The organism is Streptomyces sp. NPDC044003, from assembly GCF_056435185.1.
Map to the genome: position 1 here is coordinate 114,158 of NZ_JBWKFA010000011.1, position 19,897 is coordinate 134,054.

At 73.6% G+C, this 19,897-nt stretch carries 18 protein-coding genes; 12 read left to right on the plus strand and 6 right to left on the minus strand.

Annotated elements, in window-relative coordinates; translation table 11 throughout:
* Positions 1 to 24 precede the first annotated feature (24 nt).
* The 7 genes from AC07AW_RS33635 (at position 25) to AC07AW_RS33665 (ending at position 9,136) form a co-directional block, all read left to right on the plus strand.
* A complete protein-coding gene (locus AC07AW_RS33635) occupies positions 25 to 696 on the plus strand; it encodes a class I SAM-dependent methyltransferase (protein WP_478819260.1) in 672 nt (223 codons plus the stop codon).
* Positions 697 to 780: 84 nt separating this feature from the next.
* Positions 781 to 2,028: an ABC transporter substrate-binding protein gene (locus AC07AW_RS33640; protein ID WP_478819261.1), complete on the plus strand. Its 1,248-nt coding sequence runs from the start codon at positions 781 to 783 to the stop codon at positions 2,026 to 2,028.
* A 12-nt stretch (positions 2,029 to 2,040) separates the two neighbouring features.
* Complete coding sequence (locus AC07AW_RS33645; RefSeq protein WP_478819262.1) at positions 2,041 to 4,878, plus strand: ABC transporter permease subunit; 2,838 nt, start codon at positions 2,041 to 2,043, stop codon at positions 4,876 to 4,878.
* A complete protein-coding gene (locus tag AC07AW_RS33650; protein ID WP_478819263.1) occupies positions 4,875 to 5,639 on the plus strand; it encodes an ABC transporter ATP-binding protein in 765 nt (254 codons plus the stop codon). The genes AC07AW_RS33645 and AC07AW_RS33650 overlap by 4 nt, the downstream gene beginning before the upstream one ends.
* Positions 5,640 to 5,794: 155 nt before the next feature.
* Entirely contained in the window at positions 5,795 to 6,217 is a 423-nt protein-coding gene (locus AC07AW_RS33655; RefSeq protein WP_478819264.1) for a YjbQ family protein, read from the plus strand.
* Positions 6,218 to 6,404: 187 nt separating this feature from the next.
* Positions 6,405 to 6,995, plus strand: coding sequence for a hypothetical protein (locus tag AC07AW_RS33660; protein ID WP_478819265.1), 591 nt, complete (start codon positions 6,405 to 6,407; stop codon positions 6,993 to 6,995).
* A gap of 68 nt (positions 6,996 to 7,063) precedes the next feature.
* Entirely contained in the window at positions 7,064 to 9,136 is a 2,073-nt protein-coding gene (locus AC07AW_RS33665; protein WP_478819266.1) for a M48 family metalloprotease, read from the plus strand.
* A gap of 102 nt (positions 9,137 to 9,238) precedes the next feature.
* Here AC07AW_RS33665 and AC07AW_RS33670 read toward each other — a convergent pair whose 3' ends face one another.
* Positions 9,239 to 9,901 carry a deoxynucleoside kinase gene (locus AC07AW_RS33670; protein WP_478819267.1) on the minus strand — a complete coding sequence of 221 codons (663 nt, stop codon included), beginning with the start codon at positions 9,899 to 9,901 and terminating at the stop codon, positions 9,239 to 9,241.
* Between the two features lie 324 nt (positions 9,902 to 10,225).
* Between AC07AW_RS33670 and AC07AW_RS33675 the strand changes: the two genes are divergently transcribed.
* Complete coding sequence (locus AC07AW_RS33675; RefSeq protein WP_478819268.1) at positions 10,226 to 11,305, plus strand: hypothetical protein; 1,080 nt, start codon at positions 10,226 to 10,228, stop codon at positions 11,303 to 11,305.
* Between the two features lie 40 nt (positions 11,306 to 11,345).
* Positions 11,346 to 11,834, plus strand: a complete 489-nt coding sequence (locus AC07AW_RS33680) for a phosphatase domain-containing protein (RefSeq protein WP_478819269.1) — start codon at positions 11,346 to 11,348, stop codon at positions 11,832 to 11,834.
* An 88-nt stretch (positions 11,835 to 11,922) separates the two neighbouring features.
* On the opposite strand, the gene AC07AW_RS33685 is transcribed toward AC07AW_RS33680, so the two are convergent.
* On the minus strand, positions 11,923 to 12,138 hold the full coding sequence (locus tag AC07AW_RS33685; protein ID WP_478819270.1) for a dodecin: 216 nt from the start codon (positions 12,136 to 12,138) through the stop codon (positions 11,923 to 11,925).
* Between the two features lie 282 nt (positions 12,139 to 12,420).
* Between AC07AW_RS33685 and AC07AW_RS33690 the strand changes: the two genes are divergently transcribed.
* The 3 genes from AC07AW_RS33690 (at position 12,421) to AC07AW_RS33700 (ending at position 15,570) form a co-directional block, all read left to right on the plus strand.
* A complete protein-coding gene (locus AC07AW_RS33690) occupies positions 12,421 to 13,671 on the plus strand; it encodes an extracellular solute-binding protein (RefSeq protein WP_478819271.1) in 1,251 nt (416 codons plus the stop codon).
* A 139-nt stretch (positions 13,672 to 13,810) separates the two neighbouring features.
* Positions 13,811 to 14,674, plus strand: a complete 864-nt coding sequence (locus AC07AW_RS33695) for a GNAT family N-acetyltransferase (RefSeq protein WP_478819272.1) — start codon at positions 13,811 to 13,813, stop codon at positions 14,672 to 14,674.
* A gap of 14 nt (positions 14,675 to 14,688) precedes the next feature.
* Complete coding sequence (locus AC07AW_RS33700) at positions 14,689 to 15,570, plus strand: lysophospholipid acyltransferase family protein (protein WP_478819357.1); 882 nt, start codon at positions 14,689 to 14,691, stop codon at positions 15,568 to 15,570.
* On the opposite strand, the gene egtD is transcribed toward AC07AW_RS33700, so the two are convergent.
* Genes egtD through egtA form a run of 4 tightly spaced genes read right to left on the minus strand, consistent with a single transcriptional unit; the run spans position 15,465 to position 19,760 of the window.
* Positions 15,465 to 16,430 (minus strand): L-histidine N(alpha)-methyltransferase, encoded by a 966-nt coding sequence (egtD, locus tag AC07AW_RS33705; protein ID WP_478819273.1) that lies wholly within the window; start codon positions 16,428 to 16,430, stop codon positions 15,465 to 15,467. The genes AC07AW_RS33700 and egtD overlap by 106 nt on opposite strands.
* Positions 16,427 to 17,179, minus strand: a complete 753-nt coding sequence (gene egtC, locus AC07AW_RS33710; RefSeq protein WP_478819274.1) for an ergothioneine biosynthesis protein EgtC — start codon at positions 17,177 to 17,179, stop codon at positions 16,427 to 16,429. Before egtC ends, egtD begins: the two co-directional genes overlap by 4 nt.
* On the minus strand, positions 17,179 to 18,504 hold the full coding sequence (gene egtB, locus AC07AW_RS33715; protein ID WP_478819275.1) for an ergothioneine biosynthesis protein EgtB: 1,326 nt from the start codon (positions 18,502 to 18,504) through the stop codon (positions 17,179 to 17,181). Before egtB ends, egtC begins: the two co-directional genes overlap by 1 nt.
* Complete coding sequence (gene egtA / locus AC07AW_RS33720; protein ID WP_478819276.1) at positions 18,501 to 19,760, minus strand: ergothioneine biosynthesis glutamate--cysteine ligase EgtA; 1,260 nt, start codon at positions 19,758 to 19,760, stop codon at positions 18,501 to 18,503. The genes egtB and egtA overlap by 4 nt, the downstream gene beginning before the upstream one ends.
* Between the last annotated feature and the right edge of the window lie 137 nt (positions 19,761 to 19,897).

The following is a 19,897-nucleotide window of genomic DNA, read 5'->3' on the forward strand; positions in this document are numbered from 1 at the left end:
ACCCCGTGACGGAAGGAATGCGGAATGGACCACGACGCCACGAAGGGGCGGCCGGTGTCGGCGGCGGAGCTCTTCGACGGGCTGGGGATCGACTACGAGCGCGCCTTCGTCCGGCTGCCGGCCCAGCGGGAGGCGATCGAGTGGCTCACCGCGCGGCTGGGCGCGGGGGCCAGGGTCCTCGACGTCGGCAGCGGGACCGGCCGCCCGGTGGCCGACCTCCTGGTGCGCGCCGGCTGCGAGGTCACCGGCATCGACGTGTCCGGCGAGATGGTCGCCCTCGCGAGGGCGCAGGTGCCCGGGGCCGGCTTCGAGCAGTGCGACGTGCGCGCGTTCGACGCGCCGGAGGGTCACTTCGACGCGGTGTGCGCGTTCTTTCCCCTCCTGATGATGAGCCGGGCGGAGGCGGCCGCCGCCCTGAAGCGCATGGCGGGCTGGCTGGCGCCGGGCGGCTTCCTGGTCACCGCGACCGTGCCCGCGGACGTGGAGGACGTCGAGATCGTCTGGATGGAGCAGACGGTCAGGGTCTCCAGCTTCTCGGCGGAGGAGTACCTGCGCCTCCAGCGGGAGGACTGCGGCCTTGAGTTGCTCCACCACGCGATGTCCGTCTTCGCTCCTGACGACGATCGCGCGGCCCCCGAGGAGCACCTCTTCACCTACGCCCGCCGCCCGGCCTCCACGGGGGCACCGAAGGGCTGACGTATCGTCAATTGACGGTGCATCAGTTATTGACGGTTCATCAGTCCGGTCACAGAATGCGGGCACCCGACGGAGGGATCGCCCGTGCCTCGACCGTTGCGCGTCATCGCCGCCGCCTTCGCCCTGCTCCTCGTCACCGCATGCAACTCCGCCTCCAACGGCGGAAGCACCCCCTCGTCCGTACGCGGAGTCACCGCCGACACGATCAAGGTCGGCGGCATCGTCTCCATGACCAGCGCCAGCGGCTACTCCAAGAAGGACACCGACCTCGGCGCGCGGGCCCGCTACGAACGGGCCAACGCCGAGGGCGGGATCAACGGACGGAGGATCGAGTACCTGGGCGCCGAGGACGACGGCCAGGACCCCGCCAGGAACCTGGCGGCGGCCCGCAAGCTCGTCCAGCAGGACAAGGTCTTCGCCGTCTCCCCGATGAGCTCGGTCACCTTCGCCGGGGCCGACTTCCTCGACGCCCAGAAGGTCCCGACGGTGGGCTGGGGCACGCTCCCCTCGTTCTGCGGGCCCGCGCATCTCTACGGCTTCAACGGCTGCCTCGTCCCGATGCCCGGAGGCACGCTCAACCAGACCTGGCCCGAAGGCCTCGCCGCCGTCCTCGGCGGCGCGCGCGGCAAGTCGGTCGCGCTCATCGCCGGCGACAACGACGCCGGCAAGTTCGGCATCCGCACCTTCACCCAGGGCTTCAAGGCGGCCGGCTTCCAGGTCGCGTACGCCAAGGCCGTGGTGCCCGCGACCTCGATGCCCAGCGACTGGTCGGCGTACACCAAGGAGATCCTCCGCTCCGGCCCCGGCGGCGGCGCGCCCGACGCCGTGGTCTCCGTGATGCAGACGCCGTACAACATCGGCCTGTTCACCGCGCTCAAGCGGTCCGGCTACAAGGGCGTCATCTCCGACCCGACGGACTACGACCCCGGGCTGCTCGCGAAGGACGCGACGAAGCAGGCCCTCGACGGGGTGCACGTACTGCTGCAGTTCCAGCCCTTCGAGTCGGACAGTCCCGCGATGCGGCAGTTCAAGGCCGACATCAAGAAGGCCGCCGGCGGCAAGGACGTACCCCTCAACATGCACATGATGACGGGGTACATGAGCGCCGACCTCTTCCTCTCGATCGCGAAGAAGGCGGGCAAGGACCTCACCGTCGAGTCCTTCCAGAAGGCCGCCGACGGCTTCTCCGACACCGGAACGCTCGTCGGTGACCGCGCCGAGCCCAAGGGGAAGAAGGAGAGCTTCGGCTGCGGGGCGCTCGTCCGGCTGAAGAACGGGCGGTACGAGGTCGCGGTGCCGTTCACGTGCTATCCGCCGATCCCCTTCGGCTGAGGGGCGCGTCACGTGGGTGACCTGCTGGGCTTCGTCCTGAGCGGGCTGGTCTCGGGCGCGCTGTACGCGCTGCTCGCGACCGGCCTCGTGCTGTCCTACTCCGCCTCCGGGCTCTTCAACTTCGCGCACGGCGCCACCGCCTATCTCTGCGCGCTGGCGTTCTACGAGCTCCACTCAGGGTTCGGCTGGCCTGCCGTCCCCACCGCCCTGCTCCTGGTGTTCGTGGTGGCGCCCGGCCTCGGCTGGGGCCTGGACCGGCTGATGTTCCGCAAGCTCGCCGGGGTCGGCGAGACGGCGCAGATCGTCGCCACGATCGGTCTGCTCGTCGCGCTGCCCGCGGCCGGACTGTGGGCGGTCGAACTCCTGGAGCGGGCGGGCGCCCCGGTCAAGCCCGCCGAGAACCAGTTCGGGCTGCCGGGCGTCGGGCCGAGCCCCGCGGTGTCCTGGCAGCCGCTCGACGGCGTGGGCATCGACTCCGACCAGCTGATCACCTGGATCGCGACCGCCCTCGCGGCGGCCGGCCTGTGGCTCCTGATGCGGCACACCCGGCTCGGCCTGCGGCTGCGGGCGGCGGTCGACAACCGTGCGCTGACCGAGTTGCGGGGCATCAGCGCGGACCGGCTGTCCTCGATCGCCTGGATGCTGTCGTCCGGCCTCGCGGGCCTCGCCGGTGTCCTCGCGACCCCGCTGCTCGGGCTCTCCGCGCACGACTACACCTTGTTCCTGTTCGTCTCGGCCACCGCGGCGGTCCTCGGGCGCTTCATCTCGGTGCCGCTCGCCTTCGCGGGCGGCCTCGGACTCGGGGTGCTGCAGAACCTGGTGGCGGGGTACGCGTCGTTCGCCGAGGGCATCACCGGCTTCCGTACGGCCGTACCGTTCCTCATCCTCTTCGCCGGACTCGTCGCCCTGGGCCGGCGGCGGCGCCGCGCGGCGGGCACGGCGGCCGTGGACCCGCCGCCGGCCGAGTACCTCGCCGGGAAGGGCTGGGGCCGCCGCTGGGGCGCCTGGGTCGTGGCCGGCGTGCTCCTCGGCACGGCGTTCTACACCGTCACCACGCCCTTCTGGAGCGGGATCCTGGCCCAGGGGCTCGCGATCGGGCTCGTGTTCATGTCGTTCACGGTGGTCACCGGTCTCGGCGCGATGGTGTCGCTGGCCCAGGCGACGTTCGTGACCGGCGCCGCCCTCGTCGCGGGGCTGCTGATGAGCCACGGCTGGCCCTTCGTCGCGGCTGCGGCGGTCGGCACGGCGGCCGCGGCCCTGCTCGGCGCGGTGGTCGCGCTGCCCGCCCTGCGGCTCGGCGGCAGATCACTGGCCCTGGCCACCCTGGCGCTCGCCTTCCTGGCGGACCAGGTCCTCTTCCAGCTCGGATGGCTGCGCAACGGCGACACCGGGTGGGAGATCCCGCGGCCGGTGGCCGGACCGGTGGACCTCGGCGACGACCGGGCCCTGGGGCTCGCCCTCGTGCTGCTCAGCGCGGTGGTCGTCGCGCTCCTCAGCCGGCTGCGCGGCTCCCGCTGGGGCCGGGCCGTGCTCGCGGTCCGCTCGGCCCCGGAGGCCGCCGCCGCGTCGGGGGTGTCGGTCGTACGGACCAAACTGCTGCTGTTCACGGTGTCGGCGGGCCTCGCGGGCTTCGGAGGGGTGCTCTACGCCTCGTACAACACCCGGATCACGGCCACGGACTTCACGGCGATGACGGGCCTGGTGTGGCTGGCTGTCGTGGTCGCGGCGGGGGTGCGCAGGCCGCAGTTCGCGGTCGTGGCGGGGCTTGTCTTCGCGGTGGTCCCGCACCTGATGACGACGTACGTGACGGAGTCCGCGCATCTGCCGGTGATCCTCTTCGGCCTGGCGGGGCTCGCGCTGGCGAACGACCCGGACGGGTACTGCGCGGCGCTGCCGTCGAGACGGGCGGCCCGGCGCGCCGCGAAGGCGGGGGCGGCGCGGGGGGCCGTGCCGGGGGCCGCCGCGCCGCGCAGCGGAACCGGCGCCTCTGCTCGGGTGGGGGACGGCCCGTACGAGCCGTCCCCCACCCGGGACGGCCCGTACGAGCCGTCCCCCACCCGGGACGGCCCGTACGAGCCGCACGTCGTCGCAGCCCGAGGCGCCGCACCGGGCACGGCCGGCGGCTCCGACGAGCCGCCGAGCGCGCTGGAGCCGAGCGCCCTCGAACTGAGCGGCGTCCACGCCGGGTACGGCGGCGCGCCCGTGCTGCACGGCGTGGACCTCGTGGTCCGCGGCGGTGAGGTGCTGGTGCTGCTCGGGCCCAACGGGGCCGGGAAGTCCACCCTCTGCCGGGTGGCGGCGGGACTGCTGCGGCCGGCCGGCGGCCTCGTGCGGGTACGGGGCGCGGACTCCACCCGCGACGCGGCCGTCGCCCGGGCGCGCCGCGGGGTGCGGCTGGCCCCCGAGGGGCGGGGGATCTTCGCCGGACTCTCCATCGAGGAGAACCTGGCCCTCCAGCTGACGGGAGCCGAGGACCGCGACGCCGTGTACGAGCGGTTCCCCGCGCTCGCCGCCCGTCGCGCCGTCGCCGCCGGGTCCCTTTCGGGCGGCGAGCAGCAGCTCCTCGCCCTCGCCCCGCTCCTCCAGCGACCGCCTGCGGTCCTCGTCGCCGACGAGCCCTCCCTCGGTCTCGCACCGCGCGTCGTGGACGAGGTCTTCCGCATCCTGGCCGAACTCCGCGGCCACGGAACCGCGTTGGTCCTCGTGGAGGAGAAGGCGGCCGAGGTGCTCGGGATCGCCGACACCGTCGCGTACCTCGCACAGGGCGAGATCGCCTGGTCCGGACCCCGGTCCGAGGTGGACCGGGACCGGCTCGCCGAGGCCTACCTGGGGACGGGAGTTCGCCGATGAGCCGCACGCTGCTCCGCGCGAGCGGGATCGACGTCCGCTTCGGCGGTGTCCACGCCCTGCGTGATGTGACCGTCTCCGTCGGCCCCGGTGAGATCTGCGGTCTCATCGGGCCGAACGGCGCGGGCAAGACGACGCTCTTCGACGTGCTGTCGGGGATGCGGCGCCCGGACGGGGGAGCGATCGCGTACGACGGCACGGACATCACCCGCCGGTCCTCCGTCTGGCGGGCCCGGCACGGCATCCGCCGCACCTTCCAACGCCAGCAGCTCTTCGGCCAGTTGACCGTCGCGGACAATCTCGTCGTGGCGCAGGACTGGCGGGGCGGAGTACGGCCCGCGGCGCGCCGCCACCGGGAACGGGCCGCGGCCGTGCTCCACGAGTGCGGGATCGACGCGCTCGCCGCCTCGTACGCGGGCGGCCTGCCCGTCGGACAGGCCCGGATGGTCGAGCTGGCCCGCGCGCTCGCCGATCCGCCCCGGGTCCTGCTCCTGGACGAGCCCGCGTCCGGGACGACCGCCGAGGAGCGCCGCAGACTCGCCGCCGTCGTACGGCACATGGCCGACGAGGAGAACTGCGCGGTGCTGCTCGTCGAGCACAACGTGGCCTTCGTGATGGAGCTGTGTTCACGCGTCGTGGTGCTCGATCTCGGCCGGATCCTCGCCGAAGGGACACCGGCCGAGGTCCACGCGGACCCGGCGGTGCGGGAGGCGTACCTCGGGTCCGTGGGGGAGGGGGAGGTGCCGGACCGGTGGAGCCGGTGACCTACCGGTTCGTGAGAGAGGGGCTCCTCCGCCCCCCGGGGGGTGTCAGCGCCTGTGTGTGGTGGCTCCTCCGGCCTTCCCGGGGGTGTCAGCACCTGTGGGGTCGTCCGCGTGTGAAGTTTGAGCGGGGCGCTCCGTCCACCCACCATGGGGGCATGAGCCACGCATTCCAGACCCGCATCCTCGACATCACCACCGGGGCAGCGGAAACCGTCTACGACCTGACCGGGGAGTGCTCCTCCTTCCTGGCCGAGGTGGCGCAGGGCAGAGACGGGCTCCTGAACGTCTTCGCACCGCACGCGACCACGGGTGTGGCGTTGATCGAGACGGGTGCGGGCAGTGACACCGATCTCCTGGCCGCCCTGCACCAGCTCCTCCCCGCGGACGAACGGTGGCAGCACCGCCACGGAAGCCCGGGGCACGGTCGTGACCACGTGATGCCGGCCATCGTTCCGCCCCATGCGACGATCCCCGTGATCGGCGGTGAACTGGCGCTGGGTACCTGGCAGTCGGTGTGTCTGGTGGACACCAACAAGGACAACCCCCGACGCCGAGTCCGCCTGTCGTTCCTGGGCTGACGCCGGTGTGAAGCGCACGCCGCGACGTGCGGATCGGCCTCGGCGGGAAGGGGGTCGACCCGCGCTCGCGCCGGCGGCGGCCGGATCCGTTCGGTATCCCTGGAGTCACCCTCGTCTCGTGGCCAACTTCGCTGGCATCATGGAGAGTTGGCGGCCGTGTCGGATGACGGGGGAGGTGTCCGATCGCATGCGCGGATACGAATACCGGGGCGGGGACGGCGACGGGGAACGCTACGACGGGGCGACCGCGACCCGGCTCGCCCGCCGCGCGGTGGAGGCGGCCGCACCGCACGAGCTGCCCCAGTTCCCGATGACGGCCGAGGCCTTCCACCAGTCGTCCGCGAAGTACCGGCTGTGGCCGGTCCACCGTGACGAGCCGCTGGCGATCGGCCTCGAGGTGGTCGCCGCGGTCATCAGCACCGCGGCGCTCTCCGCCGCGGCCCAGGTCCTCAACCACCTCGCGCAGCAGTCCACCGCGGAGGCCGTGGACACCACCCGGAGCCGGCTGTTACCGCGGCTGCTGCGCCGCCGCGCCGGCCGCCGCACCGGACGGGCCCTCGCACCCGCCGCCGCGCCCGTGGAGGCGGAGCGGCTGACCGCCGAGCAGCTGACCCGGCTGCGCGAGGTGGCCAGGCAGGCGGCGCTCCGGTGGCGGGTGCCCGAGCCGCAGGCGCAGGCGATCGCGGACGGGATCATCGCCGAGCTCGCCACGCTGCCCCCGGAGCGGCCGGACGCCGGCGAACCGGGCGGGGAGGGGCCGGCCGAGGCCGCTCGGTGAGGCGGCGTACGCCGGGACCGGCGGCGCGCGGCCGTCCGGGCCCGTTCACGCTTCCCTCCGGCACGTCCGTGCGCTTCGCGCTGCTGATCGCCGCGATGGGCACCGTGTCGGCCCTCCTGGTGAACGGCACCTCGTCGGTCCTCCTGTCCTCGGTGCGGTGGGAGGAGCTGCGGGCGTACCACGACTGCTACGCCCGGGCGACGGAGGAGGCGGCCCGTGAACGCGGCTCCGCCACGGACATCCGCGTCCCCACCGAGCTCGACATGGGCGACTGTCCGGACCCGCGCGCCGGCGCGAGCCGACTGGTCACCGCGGGAGTCTCGGCCGGCCTGCTCCTCGCCCTCCTCGGTGCCTACGTCGGCCTGCCCCGGTACCGGACCCGGCGGCGCGGCTACCGGCCGCTCACCGGGATGCCCGAGCTGTCCGCGTATCTGGCGGGTCTGCTCCGCGAGTCGGGCGTCCGCGCGCGGGTCGGCTTCCTCGCCGAACCACTGAATCCTGCGGTCCACGCCCTCGCCTTCGGGCATCTCGGACGGCGCCGGGTGGCGCTGAGCGGCGGGCTGCTCACCCTGTACTCCCTCGACCGGGGGGCGTTCCGGAGCATCGTCCTCCATGAACTGGCGCACATCCGCAACCGGGACCTGGACATCGCCTTCCTGACGCTGATCCTGTGGCGGGCGAGCATGCCGACGCTGGGGGTGCTGATCGTCGTCGGGGCCCCGATGTCCCTGCTCCTCGGGGGCGCGCTCGCGGGCTCCGTCCTGGCGTTCGCCGCCCAGGTCCCGTTGCTCGCCGCACTGGTGATCCTGCTCAGGAACGCGGTGCTGCGGAGCCGGGAGCTGTACGCCGACGCGCGGGTGACGGAATGGGAGGGCTCGGCCGACGGCCTGCGCACGCTGTTCGGCGCCGCTCCCGCCCGGGAGGGCGCGAAGATCGGCCGTGGTCTGCTGAGCGTCCACCCGCCGCTCGCCCGGAGGGCACGGGCGCTGACCGACCGCGGGGTCCTGTACGAGGTCGGCTTCTGGGACATGACCGCGGTCGGGGCGGCGGGCGCCTTCGTCTACGACATGGTGCGGCTGGGGCCGATCGGCGGCGGCAGCCAGGCCGGACCGGTCACGGAGCTCGCCGCGACGGTCCTGTCCGGGGTCCTGGTGGTGGGCGCGGCGGGGACGGCGCTGTGGCAGGCGGTGGCGCACGCCCCGGGCTCCCTCACCCCGGCGCGGCTCCGGCAGGCGGGGCTCGGTCTGGGCCTCGGCCTGGGCGTGTTCCGGCTGCTGTCGCCTTCGATGGCCTTCAGCGTGGTGAGCGTGGGCGGGAGAGGGGCGTCGCTGGCAGTCCCGTACCTCGCCCTGACGAGTCTGTGCGGCTGGGCTCTCGTACGGTGGCTGGTGCTGGTCGCGCGGGCCTGGGGGCCGGTCCTGGCCCGCGACCGCCGTCCGCGGCGGGTGCTCTGGACGGTTCTCGCGGTGAGCGCGGCCGGTGTGCTGCCGATGGCCGGCTTCCTGCTGACGCTTCCGATGATGACGCTGTACGCGGCGGCTTTCATCGCTCCGTCGCTGCCGGGTGCGGTGGTCTTCCTCGGAGGTGCCGGGGTTCTGGCGTTCACCCGCATCACGTCGCTGGTGGTGCCGGTGATGCTCACGGCCGTGGTGGTGCCGCTGGTGGGGCAGTACGTGTCATGGCGTCCCGGTGCCCGGCACACCTTCACCGGGTTCGGCCCGCCGGGGCCGCCGCCGGGGGTCCTCGTCCGCTTCGGCGTCCCGGTGGCGCCGGCGGCCGCGGTGTCGGCGGTGCTGGTCGTGTGGACCGGCGTCCCCGCCCCCGAGCTGATGCTGGTGGGGGTACTGATCGCCGGCCAGGTCGCGGCTGCCTTCTGGGCGGGCCGGGGCTACGCGCCGCTCCCGCTCGCCCGGGGCGCCCTGGCCGCGTTCGGAGCCGGCCTGCTCGGCATGGAGGCCTTCGGTGTGCTGGCCAGGCTCGTGCACTGCCTCGCCCCGGGCCCGGACCCCTGCGCCCCGCTCCCCGGCGCGGCCCACTTCCGGCTGGCCCTCACGATGGCCGCGTTGGGCACCCTGCCCGCCTGGGTCGTCCACGCGCTCGCCGTCCGGGCCCGCCGGGCCCGGACGTGGATTCGCTGGTAGAGGGCGGGCCCGGACGTGGCTTCGGTCCTAGGGCTCGGGCCCGGACGTGGCTTCGGTCGTAGGGCGCGGGCCCGGAGTGGGCTTCGGTCGTAGGGCTCGGGCTCAGGCGCGGCGTCCGGTCGCCGCCAGGGCGTCCTTGACCTCCTGCGCCACGCGCGCGGCGTCCTCGGGGTTGTTCACCACGTCCGTGTGGTTCATGTCGACGACGAGGACCTCGCTGGCCGAGTAGTGCTTGTGGACCCAGTCGTCGTAGCCGGACCACAGGGTCCGGTAGTACTCGACGAGGCTCTCGTCCTGCTCGAAGTCGCGTCCCCGCAGACCGATGCGGTGCAGCACCGTCTCGAAGTCCGCCTTGAGGTAGACCATGAGGTCGGGGGCCTTGCGGTACGGCAGGCCGTCGATCTCGCGCATCATCTCGTCGAGCAGCCCCTCGTACACCTGCATCTCCAGGGAGCTGATCCGGCCCAGGTCGTGATTGACCTTGGCGAAGTACCAGTCCTCGTAGATGGAGCGGTCGAGCACGTTGTCGCCCTGCTTGTACGCCTCCTTGATCGCGGCGAACCGCGTCTGCAGGAAGTACAGCTGGAGCAGGAAGGGGTAGCGCTTCGCCTCTATCTCCTCGGGGCTCGCCGAGTAGAAGAGCGGAAGGATCGGGTTGTCGTCGACGCTCTCGTAGAAGACCTCGCTGCCCAGCTCCTTGGCCAGGATTTCGGCCACGCTCGTCTTGCCGATCCCGATCATGCCTCCGACGCAGATCACCGGCATACCTCACTTCTCCCTGGGGGTCTTCTGTTCGTGTCGTGGGCGGGGTGAGCCGGGCTTCCCGCACCACTGAGACGCACGCCGGTGGTCACACGATTCCCGCGATGCTCGTGATCAACGTCATGAAGACCGTGAGGCCCGAGCCCCCGCGACAGGCCGCAGCCCCGTGGCCGCCCTGCATCTTAGATGACGATTTCGCCCCACGGCGGCCCGTGCACCGGGCGTGCGTCCCGGCCGCCGTACCGGGCCGATACCCCCGAGGCCGTACCGGGCCGGAAGGACCGCACCCCTAGCATCGCAACCGAACCGGCCCTGGAGGATCCGCGCATGACCCGCACCACGCCCCCGCGCCCCGTCGACATCGAAGCGGTGATCCCCGCCCTCGCCCGGCATCGGCGCACCACGACGCGGCTGCACCCCCGGCAGGGCACGGCGAGGCCGGAGGACAGCTCGGTGGCGGGGCCGCTGCTGTGGCCCGCGGACGAGCCGTGGCCGGTGTGCACCGCCGTGCACCCGAAGGGCACGGGGCACCTTCTCTCCGACGTGCGGCTCCGCCGGCGGGTCCAGGACGAGGCCCGGGGACGGGACTTCACCGACGAGGAGCGGCGGCTCCTCGACGGGATGACACGGGGGAGGCACGCACCGGGGCTCCGCGACGAGGACCCGCTGCCGATGCTGGCCGTCGCCCAGCTCCACGCCCGGGACGTGCCGGACCTCGTCGGCCCCGAAGGGCACGACCTGCTCCAGGTGTTCTGGTGCCCCTTCGAGGTCCACGGCCCGGAGCGGACGATCGACGTGCGGCTGCGCTGGCGTCGCGCGGCCGACGTCGGCACGGTCCTCGCACCGCAGCCCGAACCGCCGGTCGCCGGGCGCGAGGAGTGCGTCCCCACGTCCTGCGCCGTCCACCCCGAGCAGGTCGTCGAGCACCAGTACCTCGGGCTGCTCGCGGAGGAGCTCCAGGAGGAGATCAGCGAGTGGGAGGAGGGCCTGCTGGAGGAGCAGGACGAGGACGCGTACGACTCCTCCGAGCCCGCGAACCACGCGACGTACGAGGAGTACGAGGCCGCCATGGCCGCCGCCCGCGCGCGGGAGCCCGAGGAGATCGACTACATGAGCGACCTCTCGATCGCCCCGGGCTGGAAGGTCGGCGGCTTCGCCTCCTGGCACCTGACCGACCCCCGGCCCGTGGACTGCCCCACCTGCGGGACGCCGATGCCGCCGCTGCTCACCGTCGCCGCGGTGGAGTGCGACGGCGCCTCACGGAGCTGGCTGCCGGTCGAGGACCGCGACGCGGCGGACGACCCGCGGGTGATCGACCCGGCCGGCGTCTACCTGGGCCGGGGCCTCATGCGCGTCCACACCTGCCCGGCCGACCCGACCCACCCGCACCGGCTCAGCTTCCAGTGACCCGGCGGAGAACCCGCCCCGCGGCTCCTAGGCTGGGCGGGTGACTTCGGACAACAGGCCCCTGGCCGTCTTCGACCTCGACAACACCCTGGCCGCGACCGCGCACCGCCAGCACTTCCTGGAGCGCAAGCCCAAGGACTGGGAGGCCTTCTTCGCGGCGGCGCCGGACGATCCGCCGCTGGACGAGGGCGTCGCGCTGTGCCTGGAGGCGGCCGAGGAGTGCGAGGTGGTCTACCTCACCGGGCGGCCGGAGCGGTGCCGCGGGGCGACCCTGGAGTGGCTGGCCGGGCAGGGGCTCCCGGAGGGGTCCGTCCACATGCGGCGCAACCGCGACTTCCGGCCCGCCCGGGTGACCAAGGTGGAGATCCTGCGCCGCCTCGCCGACGACCGCACGGTCAGGATGCTGGTCGACGACGACCTGGCGGTGTGCGACGCGGCGGAGGCGGCGGGCTTCCGTGTCGTACGGGCCCGCTGGGCGGAGCCCTCCGAGGTGCTGAGGGAGGCTCAGGAGAAGGAGGGCCGCACCTGACAGGCCGCAAACCGACAAGCTCGCACCCGACGGGCCGCACCTGACAGGTCACACCCGACGGGCCGTACCTGGCGGTGTCCGGACCCGGTCAGTCCCCGTCCTCCAGGCGGAAGCCGACCTTCAGGCCGACCTGGTAGTGCTCGATCGCGCCGTCGACGAGATGGCCGCGTACCTGCGTCACCTCGAACCAGTCGAGTCCCCGCAGGGTCTGGGAGGCGCGCTCGATGCCGTTGCGGATGGCCTGGTCGATGCCCTCGGTGGAGGTGCCGACGATCTCGGTGACGCGGTAGGTGTGATTCGACATGGGGGCCGAACTCCTCTCGGTGCGTTCCCTCCACGGTGCCCCAGGGCGCGTCGGCGCGCGACACGAAGGGGGCCGGGCGACCCGCGAGTGACTACCGACGGTAACGGGAGCAGGCCGTCCGTCCGGGGGGTGGAACGGGATCGTCAAGGACTTGACCATCCCGTTGGTCCAGACCAGAATCCAGGCCACATACCCGCGCGAACACCCCGTTCGGTCCCCCCATGCCGGGTCAGCCCCCCATGCGCACGACCCTGTGCTGAACCTGAGCAGAAGGTGACCTACGTGAAGAATCGCCATCTCGCCTGCCCCCTGGCCGCCGCCACCGCGCTCGCCCTCGCGGGCTGCGGGATGCTGCCGGGCGGCGACGGCGGGACGAAGACCGTGAACATCTGGCTCATGCGGGACAGCGTCAGCGAGGACTTCCTCTCGCGCTTCACCGAGGCGTACGAGAAGGAGCACGACGGGGTCGAGCTCGAGTTCACCATCCAGGAGTGGACCGGCATCGGGAAGAAGGTCACCGAGGCGATCCAGGGCTCCGGCGGCCCCGACATCATCGAGGTCGGCAACACCCAGGTCGCCCAGTACGCCGACACCGACAAGCTGTTCGACCTCACCCTGGAGTCGGTCCGCGACCTCGGCAGCGAGGACTGGCTGCCCGGTCTCGCCGCGCCCGGCAGCATCGGCGGAGCCCAGTACGGCATCCCCTGGTACGCGGCCAACCGCATCGTCATCTACAACAAGGAGCTGTTCGAGGACGCCGGCCTCGACAAGCCGCCGGCCACCCGCGCCGCATGGCTCGACGACACCGAGAAGCTCAACAAGAACGGCTCCCAGGGCATCTACCTCGCCGGACAGGACTGGTACACCCTCGCCGGCTTCATCTGGGACGAGGGCGGCGAACTCGCCGTCGACAAGGGCGGCCAGTGGTCCGGCGCGCTCGACAGCCCGGCCGCCCAGCGCGGCATGGCCTTCTACAAGGAGCTCCAGGCCCTCGGCTCCGGCCCGAAGAACGCCGACGAACAGACCCCGCCGCAGGCCGACGTCTTCGCCAAGGGCGACGTCGCCCAGCTCATCGCCACGCCCAGCGCCGTCGCCGCCATCCTCAAGGCCAACCCGGACCTCAAGGACAAGCTCGGCTACTTCCCGATACCCGGTAAGCAGGCCGGCCGCCCCTGCGCCGTCTTCACCGGCGGCTCCGACCTCATCATCCCGGAGAACGCGCCCCGGCGCGGCGCGGCCCTCGAGGTCGTCAAGGCGCTCGCCGGCGAGAAGTGGCAGACCGAACTCGCCCGCGCCATGGGCTACGTGCCCAACAAGAAGGGCCTCGCCTCCGTCGTCGCCGGACAGGAGGCCACCGCCGTCATGGCGAAGGGCGCCGCGCGCGGCCGGGCCACGCCCAACTCCCCGCAGTGGGCCGACGTCGAGGCCGACAACCCCATCAAGCCGTACATGACGGCCGTCCTCCAGGGCGAGGACCCCGTGAAGGCGGCGAAGATCGCCTCGACCGCGATCACGGACACCCTCGCCGAATAGCATTTCAGCGTTCGCACACCCGCGAGCCCCCGGACGGTCATGTCGAATCCAGCCGGCGACGGAAGAAGTAAGGAGCCGGGCCACCGCTCACGCGGCCCGGCCCCGCCCCTTCCCCTTCCGTCCGCCGGAGGAGCCCGCCATGTCCGCACCGACGCCCACGCTCGCCGTCCCCGCCCAGCCCCAGGCCGTCCCCGCCCAGCCCCAGGCCGTCCCCGCGCAGCCCCAGGCCCGCGACCTCACGGCGCAGGACGGGACCCCCGCCGAGCAGCCCACGCCCCGGTACCTCGTCGGTCTCGCCCGGAACCAGGAGGACGTACGGGCCGCCCAGCGGCTGCGCCACCAGGTGTTCGCCGGTGAGATGGGCGCCCTGCTCGACGGCCCCGAGCCCGGCCTCGACGGCGACGCCTTCGACGCGTACTGCGACCACCTCCTGGTACGGGAGGAGACCACAGGCGAGATCGTCGGCACCTACCGGATCCTGCCGCCCGACCGGGCCGCCGTCGCGGGACGCCTCTACTCCGAGAGCGAGTTCGACCTCACCCGGCTCGCCCCCGTCCGCCACGACCTGGTGGAGGTCGGCCGCTCCTGCGTCCACCCCGCCCACCGCAACGGCGCCGTGATCGCCCTCATCTGGGCCGGCCTCGCCCGCTACATGACCCGCACCGGCCACAACTGGCTCGCCGGCTGCTGCTCGATCCCGCTCGCCGACGGCGGCACCCTCGCCGCCGCCACCTGGGACACCGTCAAGGCCAAGCACCTCGCCCCCGAGGAGTACTGGGTCACCCCGCACAAGCTGTGGAGCCCCGACGGCATCACCCGCCCCGAGGGCCGCACCGAACTCCCGCCGCTGCTCCGCGGCTACCTGCGGCTCGGCGCCTGGGTCTGCGGCGCCCCCGCGCACGACCCCGACTTCGGCACCGCCGACCTCTACGTCCTGCTCTCGCTGCGCCGCACCAACCCGCGCTACCTCAACCACTTCCTCTCGCTCGCCCCGGCGCGGTGAACGGGTCCACGGCCCTGTCGCCGTGGCTCCCCACGGCGCCCTGCACCCCGGGGCACTGCGCCGCCCACCGGTCCGGCGGCCGTGACCACCGGGGGGAACGGGCCGGTGCGGTCCTCGCCGCGGCCCGGCTCACCGCCGGGGTCGGCGCCGTCCTCGTCGGCGTCCTGCTCGCCCCGGCCGCCGGGCTGCTCCCGGCGGCCGCCCGGCTCGCCCTCGTCCGCGGCTGGCTGCGGGCGGTGGTCCGCGCCTTCGGGGTGCGCGTGCGGTACGAGGGGACGGCCGCCGCGGCCGACGGCCCGCTGCTCGTCGTCGCCAACCACGTCTCCTGGCTGGACATCCCCCTCGTCGCCGCCGTGCTGCCCGGCCGGATGGTGGCCAAGGCGGAGGTCCGCCGCTGGCCCCTCCTCGGCACGCTCGCCGCGCTCGGCGGCACCCTCTTCATCGACCGCGACCGGCTCAGGGCCCTGCCCGGCGCCGTACGGGCGATGTCCGGGGTGCTCGCCGGCGGGGGCCGGGTGATCGTCTTCCCCGAGGGGTCGACCTGGTGCGGGCGGGCCCGGGGGCGCTTCCGCCCGGCCGCCTTCCAGGCCGCCCTGGACAGTGGATGCGCCGTGCAGCCGGTACGGATCGACTACCGGCCCACCGGAGCCGCGGCGTACGTCGGGGACGATCCGCTGGGCGCGTCCTTGTGGCGGGTCGTCAGCGCACGGCGGATGGTCGCCGATATTCGAATACTGGATCCGATATCCAGTATTCGGTATACGGACCGCCGTGCCCTGGCCGCCGCGGCTCAGCGAGCCGTCGCCAGGGACAGTGCGAACCTGCCCTCTCCGTCCGTCCACCAGCGGGCCAGCTCCAGGTCCGCGGCCGCCAGCTCCTTCCGTACACCGGCCTGACGGAACTTCGCCGACACCTCCGTCCGCATCTCCTCGCCCGCCGCGAACGGCACCACGAGATCCAGCTCGGGGATCTTCACGGTCAGCGCGCGGCGGGCGCGCAGCCGCATCTCGATCCACTCCTGCTCGGCGTCCCAGACCGCCACGTGGTCGAAGGCGGCCGGATCGGCGTCCGCGCCCAGCTCACGGTCGATCACCAGCAGCACGTTCTTGTTGAACTCGGCCGTCACCCCGGCCGCGTCGTCGTAGGCCGCCACGAGCGCGGCCTCGTCCTTCACGAGGTCCGTGCCGAGCAGCAGCGCGTCGCCCGGCGTGAGCATGGCACGGACCGAGCGCAGGAAGGTGCGCCGCTCGGCGGGGAGCAGATTGCCGATCGTGCCCCCGAGGAAGGCCACCAGACGCGGGCCCGGCGTCCCCGGCAGCGCGAGGCCCCGGGTGAAGTCGGCGACGAGCGCGTGCACCCACAGGTCCGGTCGGTCGGCGAGCAGCGATTCGGCCGCACCGACGAGCGCGGACTCGCTCACGTCCACCGGCACGTACGCGTCCAGACCCGGAAGGAGCGCGTCGATCAGGAACCGCGTCTTCTCGGAGGAGCCGGAACCCAGCTCCACCAGCGTCCGGGCCCCGGTCGCGGCGGCGATCTCCGGCGCCCGCGCGACCAGGATCTCCCGTTCCGCACGCGTGGGGTAGTACTCGGGCAGCCGGGTGATCTCCTCGAAGAGCACGCTGCCCCGGGCGTCGTAGAACCACTTGGGCGGCAGCTCCTTGGGGGAGCGGGTCAGACCGTGGAGGACGTCGGCGCGGAGATCGGCGCCGGCGGCGTCCGCGGCGAGGGTGCGGGTCAGCTGGAACGGGCTCACGCGGACGGCTCCTTGAGCGGGGTGAGGGTGACATCGGCGCGGTCGGCGGTGACGAGCGTGTACTCGGGCACCTCCCGCCAGCGCGGATCGTCGTCGTACGGTTCGGAGGCCACGACCACCCGGCCGGGGCCCGACAGGTACCAGAGGCTGTTCCGCCAGGCGGTCGCGGCGATCCGCTCGCCGTCGGTGAGCAGCAGATTCAGCCGGGAATCGGGGGCCGCGGCCGCGACCTCCCGCACGGTGTCGGCGAGCGCCGCCCCCGGCTCGTCCCCGGCCCGCAGCCGGTGCAGCACGAGCGCCCACAGCAGCGCCGAGTCGGTGCGCGCCTCCAGGCGCAGCAGCTCCCCGGCCGGCAGCCCCCCGGCGAGCGCCGCGAGCGAGTCCGGCCAGCCCCCGACCGCGCCGTTGTGACTGAACAGCCAGGGCCCGGCGGTGAACGGCGCCGCCGCGGCCTCCCCGTCGGCGCCCGGCAGTGTGGCCCCCCGGACCGCCCCGAGGAACGCCCCGGAGCGCACGACACGGGCGAGGTCCGCGAAGGACAGGTCGCCCCAGATCGGGCCGGCCCGCCGGTACCGCGCCGGCACGGGATCCCCCTCGGCGTACCAGCCGACGCCGAAGCCGTCCGCGTTCACCACGCCGCTGTCCTGCGTACGGGGCTCCCAGGACTGGCGCAGCAGGGCGTGCGGCGGCCGGACGAGCAGCTCTCCCAGCGCCACCGGCCCGCCCACGTACGCCAGATGACGGCACATCAGTCCAGCTCCGCGGTCCGCGCCGTCCGGAAGCCGGAGAAGATCTGGCGCCGCACCGGCAGGTCCCAGTTGCGGAAGGTGCCCCGGCAGGCGACCGGGTCCACCGCGAACGAACCGCCCCGCAGCACCTTGTGCTCCGGACCGAAGAACACCTCCGAGTACTCCTTGTACGGAAAGGCCGTGAACCCCGGGTACGGCAGGAAGTCGCTCGCCGTCCACTCCCACACGTCACCGATCAGCTGCCGTACGCCGAGGGGTGAGGCCCCCGCGGGGTAGCTGCCCGCCGGCGCGGGCCGCAGGTGCCGCTGCCCGAGGTTCGCGTGCTCCGGACCCGGATCGGCGTCGCCCCACGGGTAGCGGCGGGAGCGCCCGGAGACCGGGTCGTACCGGGCCGCCTTCTCCCACTCCGCCTCGGTCGGGAGGCGGCGCCCGGCCCAGCGGGCGTACGCGTCCGCCTCGTACCAGCTGACGTGCAGGACCGGCTCCTCCTCGGGCACCTGCTCCGTCACCCCGAAGCGGCGGCGCAGCCACTGGCCGCCGTCACGGCGCCAGAACAACGGGGCCCCGATGCCGTGCTCCCGGATCTGCGCCCAGCCCTCCGGCCGCCACCAGCGGCGGTCGGTGTAGCCGCCGTCGGCGATGAAGGCGAGATAGGCGCCGTTCGTGACGGGCGTCGTGTCGATGTGGAAGGCGGGGACGACGCGGGCGTGCGCGGGGCGCTCGTTGTCCAGGGCCCACGGCTCCTCCGAGGTCCCCATGGTGAACGGGCCGCCGGGGACGAGGACTTCGGGGGGAAGCGGACCGGACCGCAGCACCGGCGGCGGGGGAGCGGTCAGGGCCGCCGGTCCCTTCCGCAGCTGATGGGTGATCAGCATGGTCTCGTCGTGCTGCTGTTCGTGCTGGGCGATCATGCCGAACGCGAAGCCCGCGTCGACCAGTGGCCGCCCCTCCAGCGGGGTCCGTTCCAGCACGTCGAGGACCCGGAGCCGGACGTCCGCCGCGTAGCCACGGGCCTCGCCCGGCGAGAGCAGCGGCAGCGACGGGCGGGAGGCGCGCGGGTGCTGGAACGCGTCGTACAGCGAATCGATCTCGGGCCGCAGCGCCTCGCGCCCCGCGACGGCCCGCCACAGCCACTGCTCCTCCTGGTTGCCGATGTGCGCCAGGTCCCAGACCAGCGGGGACATCAACGGCGAGTGCTGCGCGGTGAGTTCGGAGTCCTCCACGCAGGAGGTGAGGAGCGCGGTGCGGTCCCGCGCGACGGTGAGGGCGTCGAGGGCCCGCCGCCGCAAGGCCTCGGGGTCGGCCCCGGTCTCGGTCGCGGTCATGACGTCACCACCTGGAGGATGTCGGCCGGGCAGCTCCCGGGGATCACGTACCGCTCGTGGTAGGCGGCGACCGCCCGCCGCACCTCCTCGCTCGCCCCGATCCGGGGCAGCGCGTCGAGCGCGGCGGAGAACACCGCACGGGCGGCGGCGTGCAGCTCGGGATCGGCGAGACCGTCACGGGCCGCCGCCAGCCAGAGCGGATTGCGCGGGGCGGGGCCGGAACCCGCCTGCTCCGCGAGGGGTTTCACCGCCCGGTACACGGTCTCGGCCGCCTCCGGGTCGTCGAACACGGCCGTCGTCACCGCCACCGGCACCATCCAGCCGTCCGAGCCCGGTTGCGCGTCCACCATCCGCAGCTCCAGATGACCCCGCGGCCGCACCGGCGGGAACAGGGTCGTCATGTGATAGCGCAGATCGTCGGCGTCGGCCGGACGGGGGAGACCTGTCCGCAGCCACTCCCGGAACGTCAGCCCCTCCGGCACCGCCCACGGGCCCTCCTCGGCCCGTACGCACATCACCGGAGTGTCCAGGACGTGCGCCGCCCACTCCGCGCGCGGCTCCCCGTCCGGCGGCGGCGCGAGCGCCCGCCGCGGGTCGAGATCCGTCCACAGCGCCTGCCGCGTCGAGCGCCAGCCGGTGCGGCGCCCGCCGTGCACCGGGGAGTTCGCGAAGGCGGCCACGAGCACCGCGCCGAGGAGGTGGGCGAGCCGCCAGCGCCGGTGGTAGCCGAGCGGACCCGGCTCCTCCAGGCCCGCGTCGAGGCAGATCTGCACCGATGCCGAGTCGCACATCATCGCCCGCCCGGCCGGCCCGGTCCGGTCGAGCGCGGTCTCCATCGCGTCGTACCGCGGCTCGTGCAGCACCCGGTCACGCGGCGCGTGCCAGGGATCCACCCCGTATCCGCTGAGGGTCAGGCCGAGCGGCCCGAGCGCCGCCCGCACCGCGGCCAGGTCGGCGGCGAGCGAGTCGAGGCACTCCATGAGGGAGCCGGCCGGGCGCGAGCTGAGCTCCAGCTGCCCGCCGGGTTCGAACGTGAGCGCCGACACCAGAGGCAGGGCCCGTACGGTGTCCAGCGCGGCCGCCAGCCTCGGCGGCCGTACGGGAAGACGGGGGTCGCGCAGCTCGTGCACGAGCCACTCCAGCTCCACCCCCACCGTGCGGGGCGGACCGGTCTTGAAGCAGATACATCGCAGCAGGTCCTCCGCCTCCGCCTCGGTGAGAGGGGGCCCGCCACGCGGTATGCCGCTCGGCGACATCCGTGCACCTCCTGGTCCTCGGGGTCGAGCTGCTGCTTCCACCTAAAGCCACCACAGGGCGGCGTGCAAGAGCGCCCCGCAGGGCCCGCATGCGCCCCCTGCGCCCCTGCTCGTCCGAAATTCCCCGCAGCCCCGGA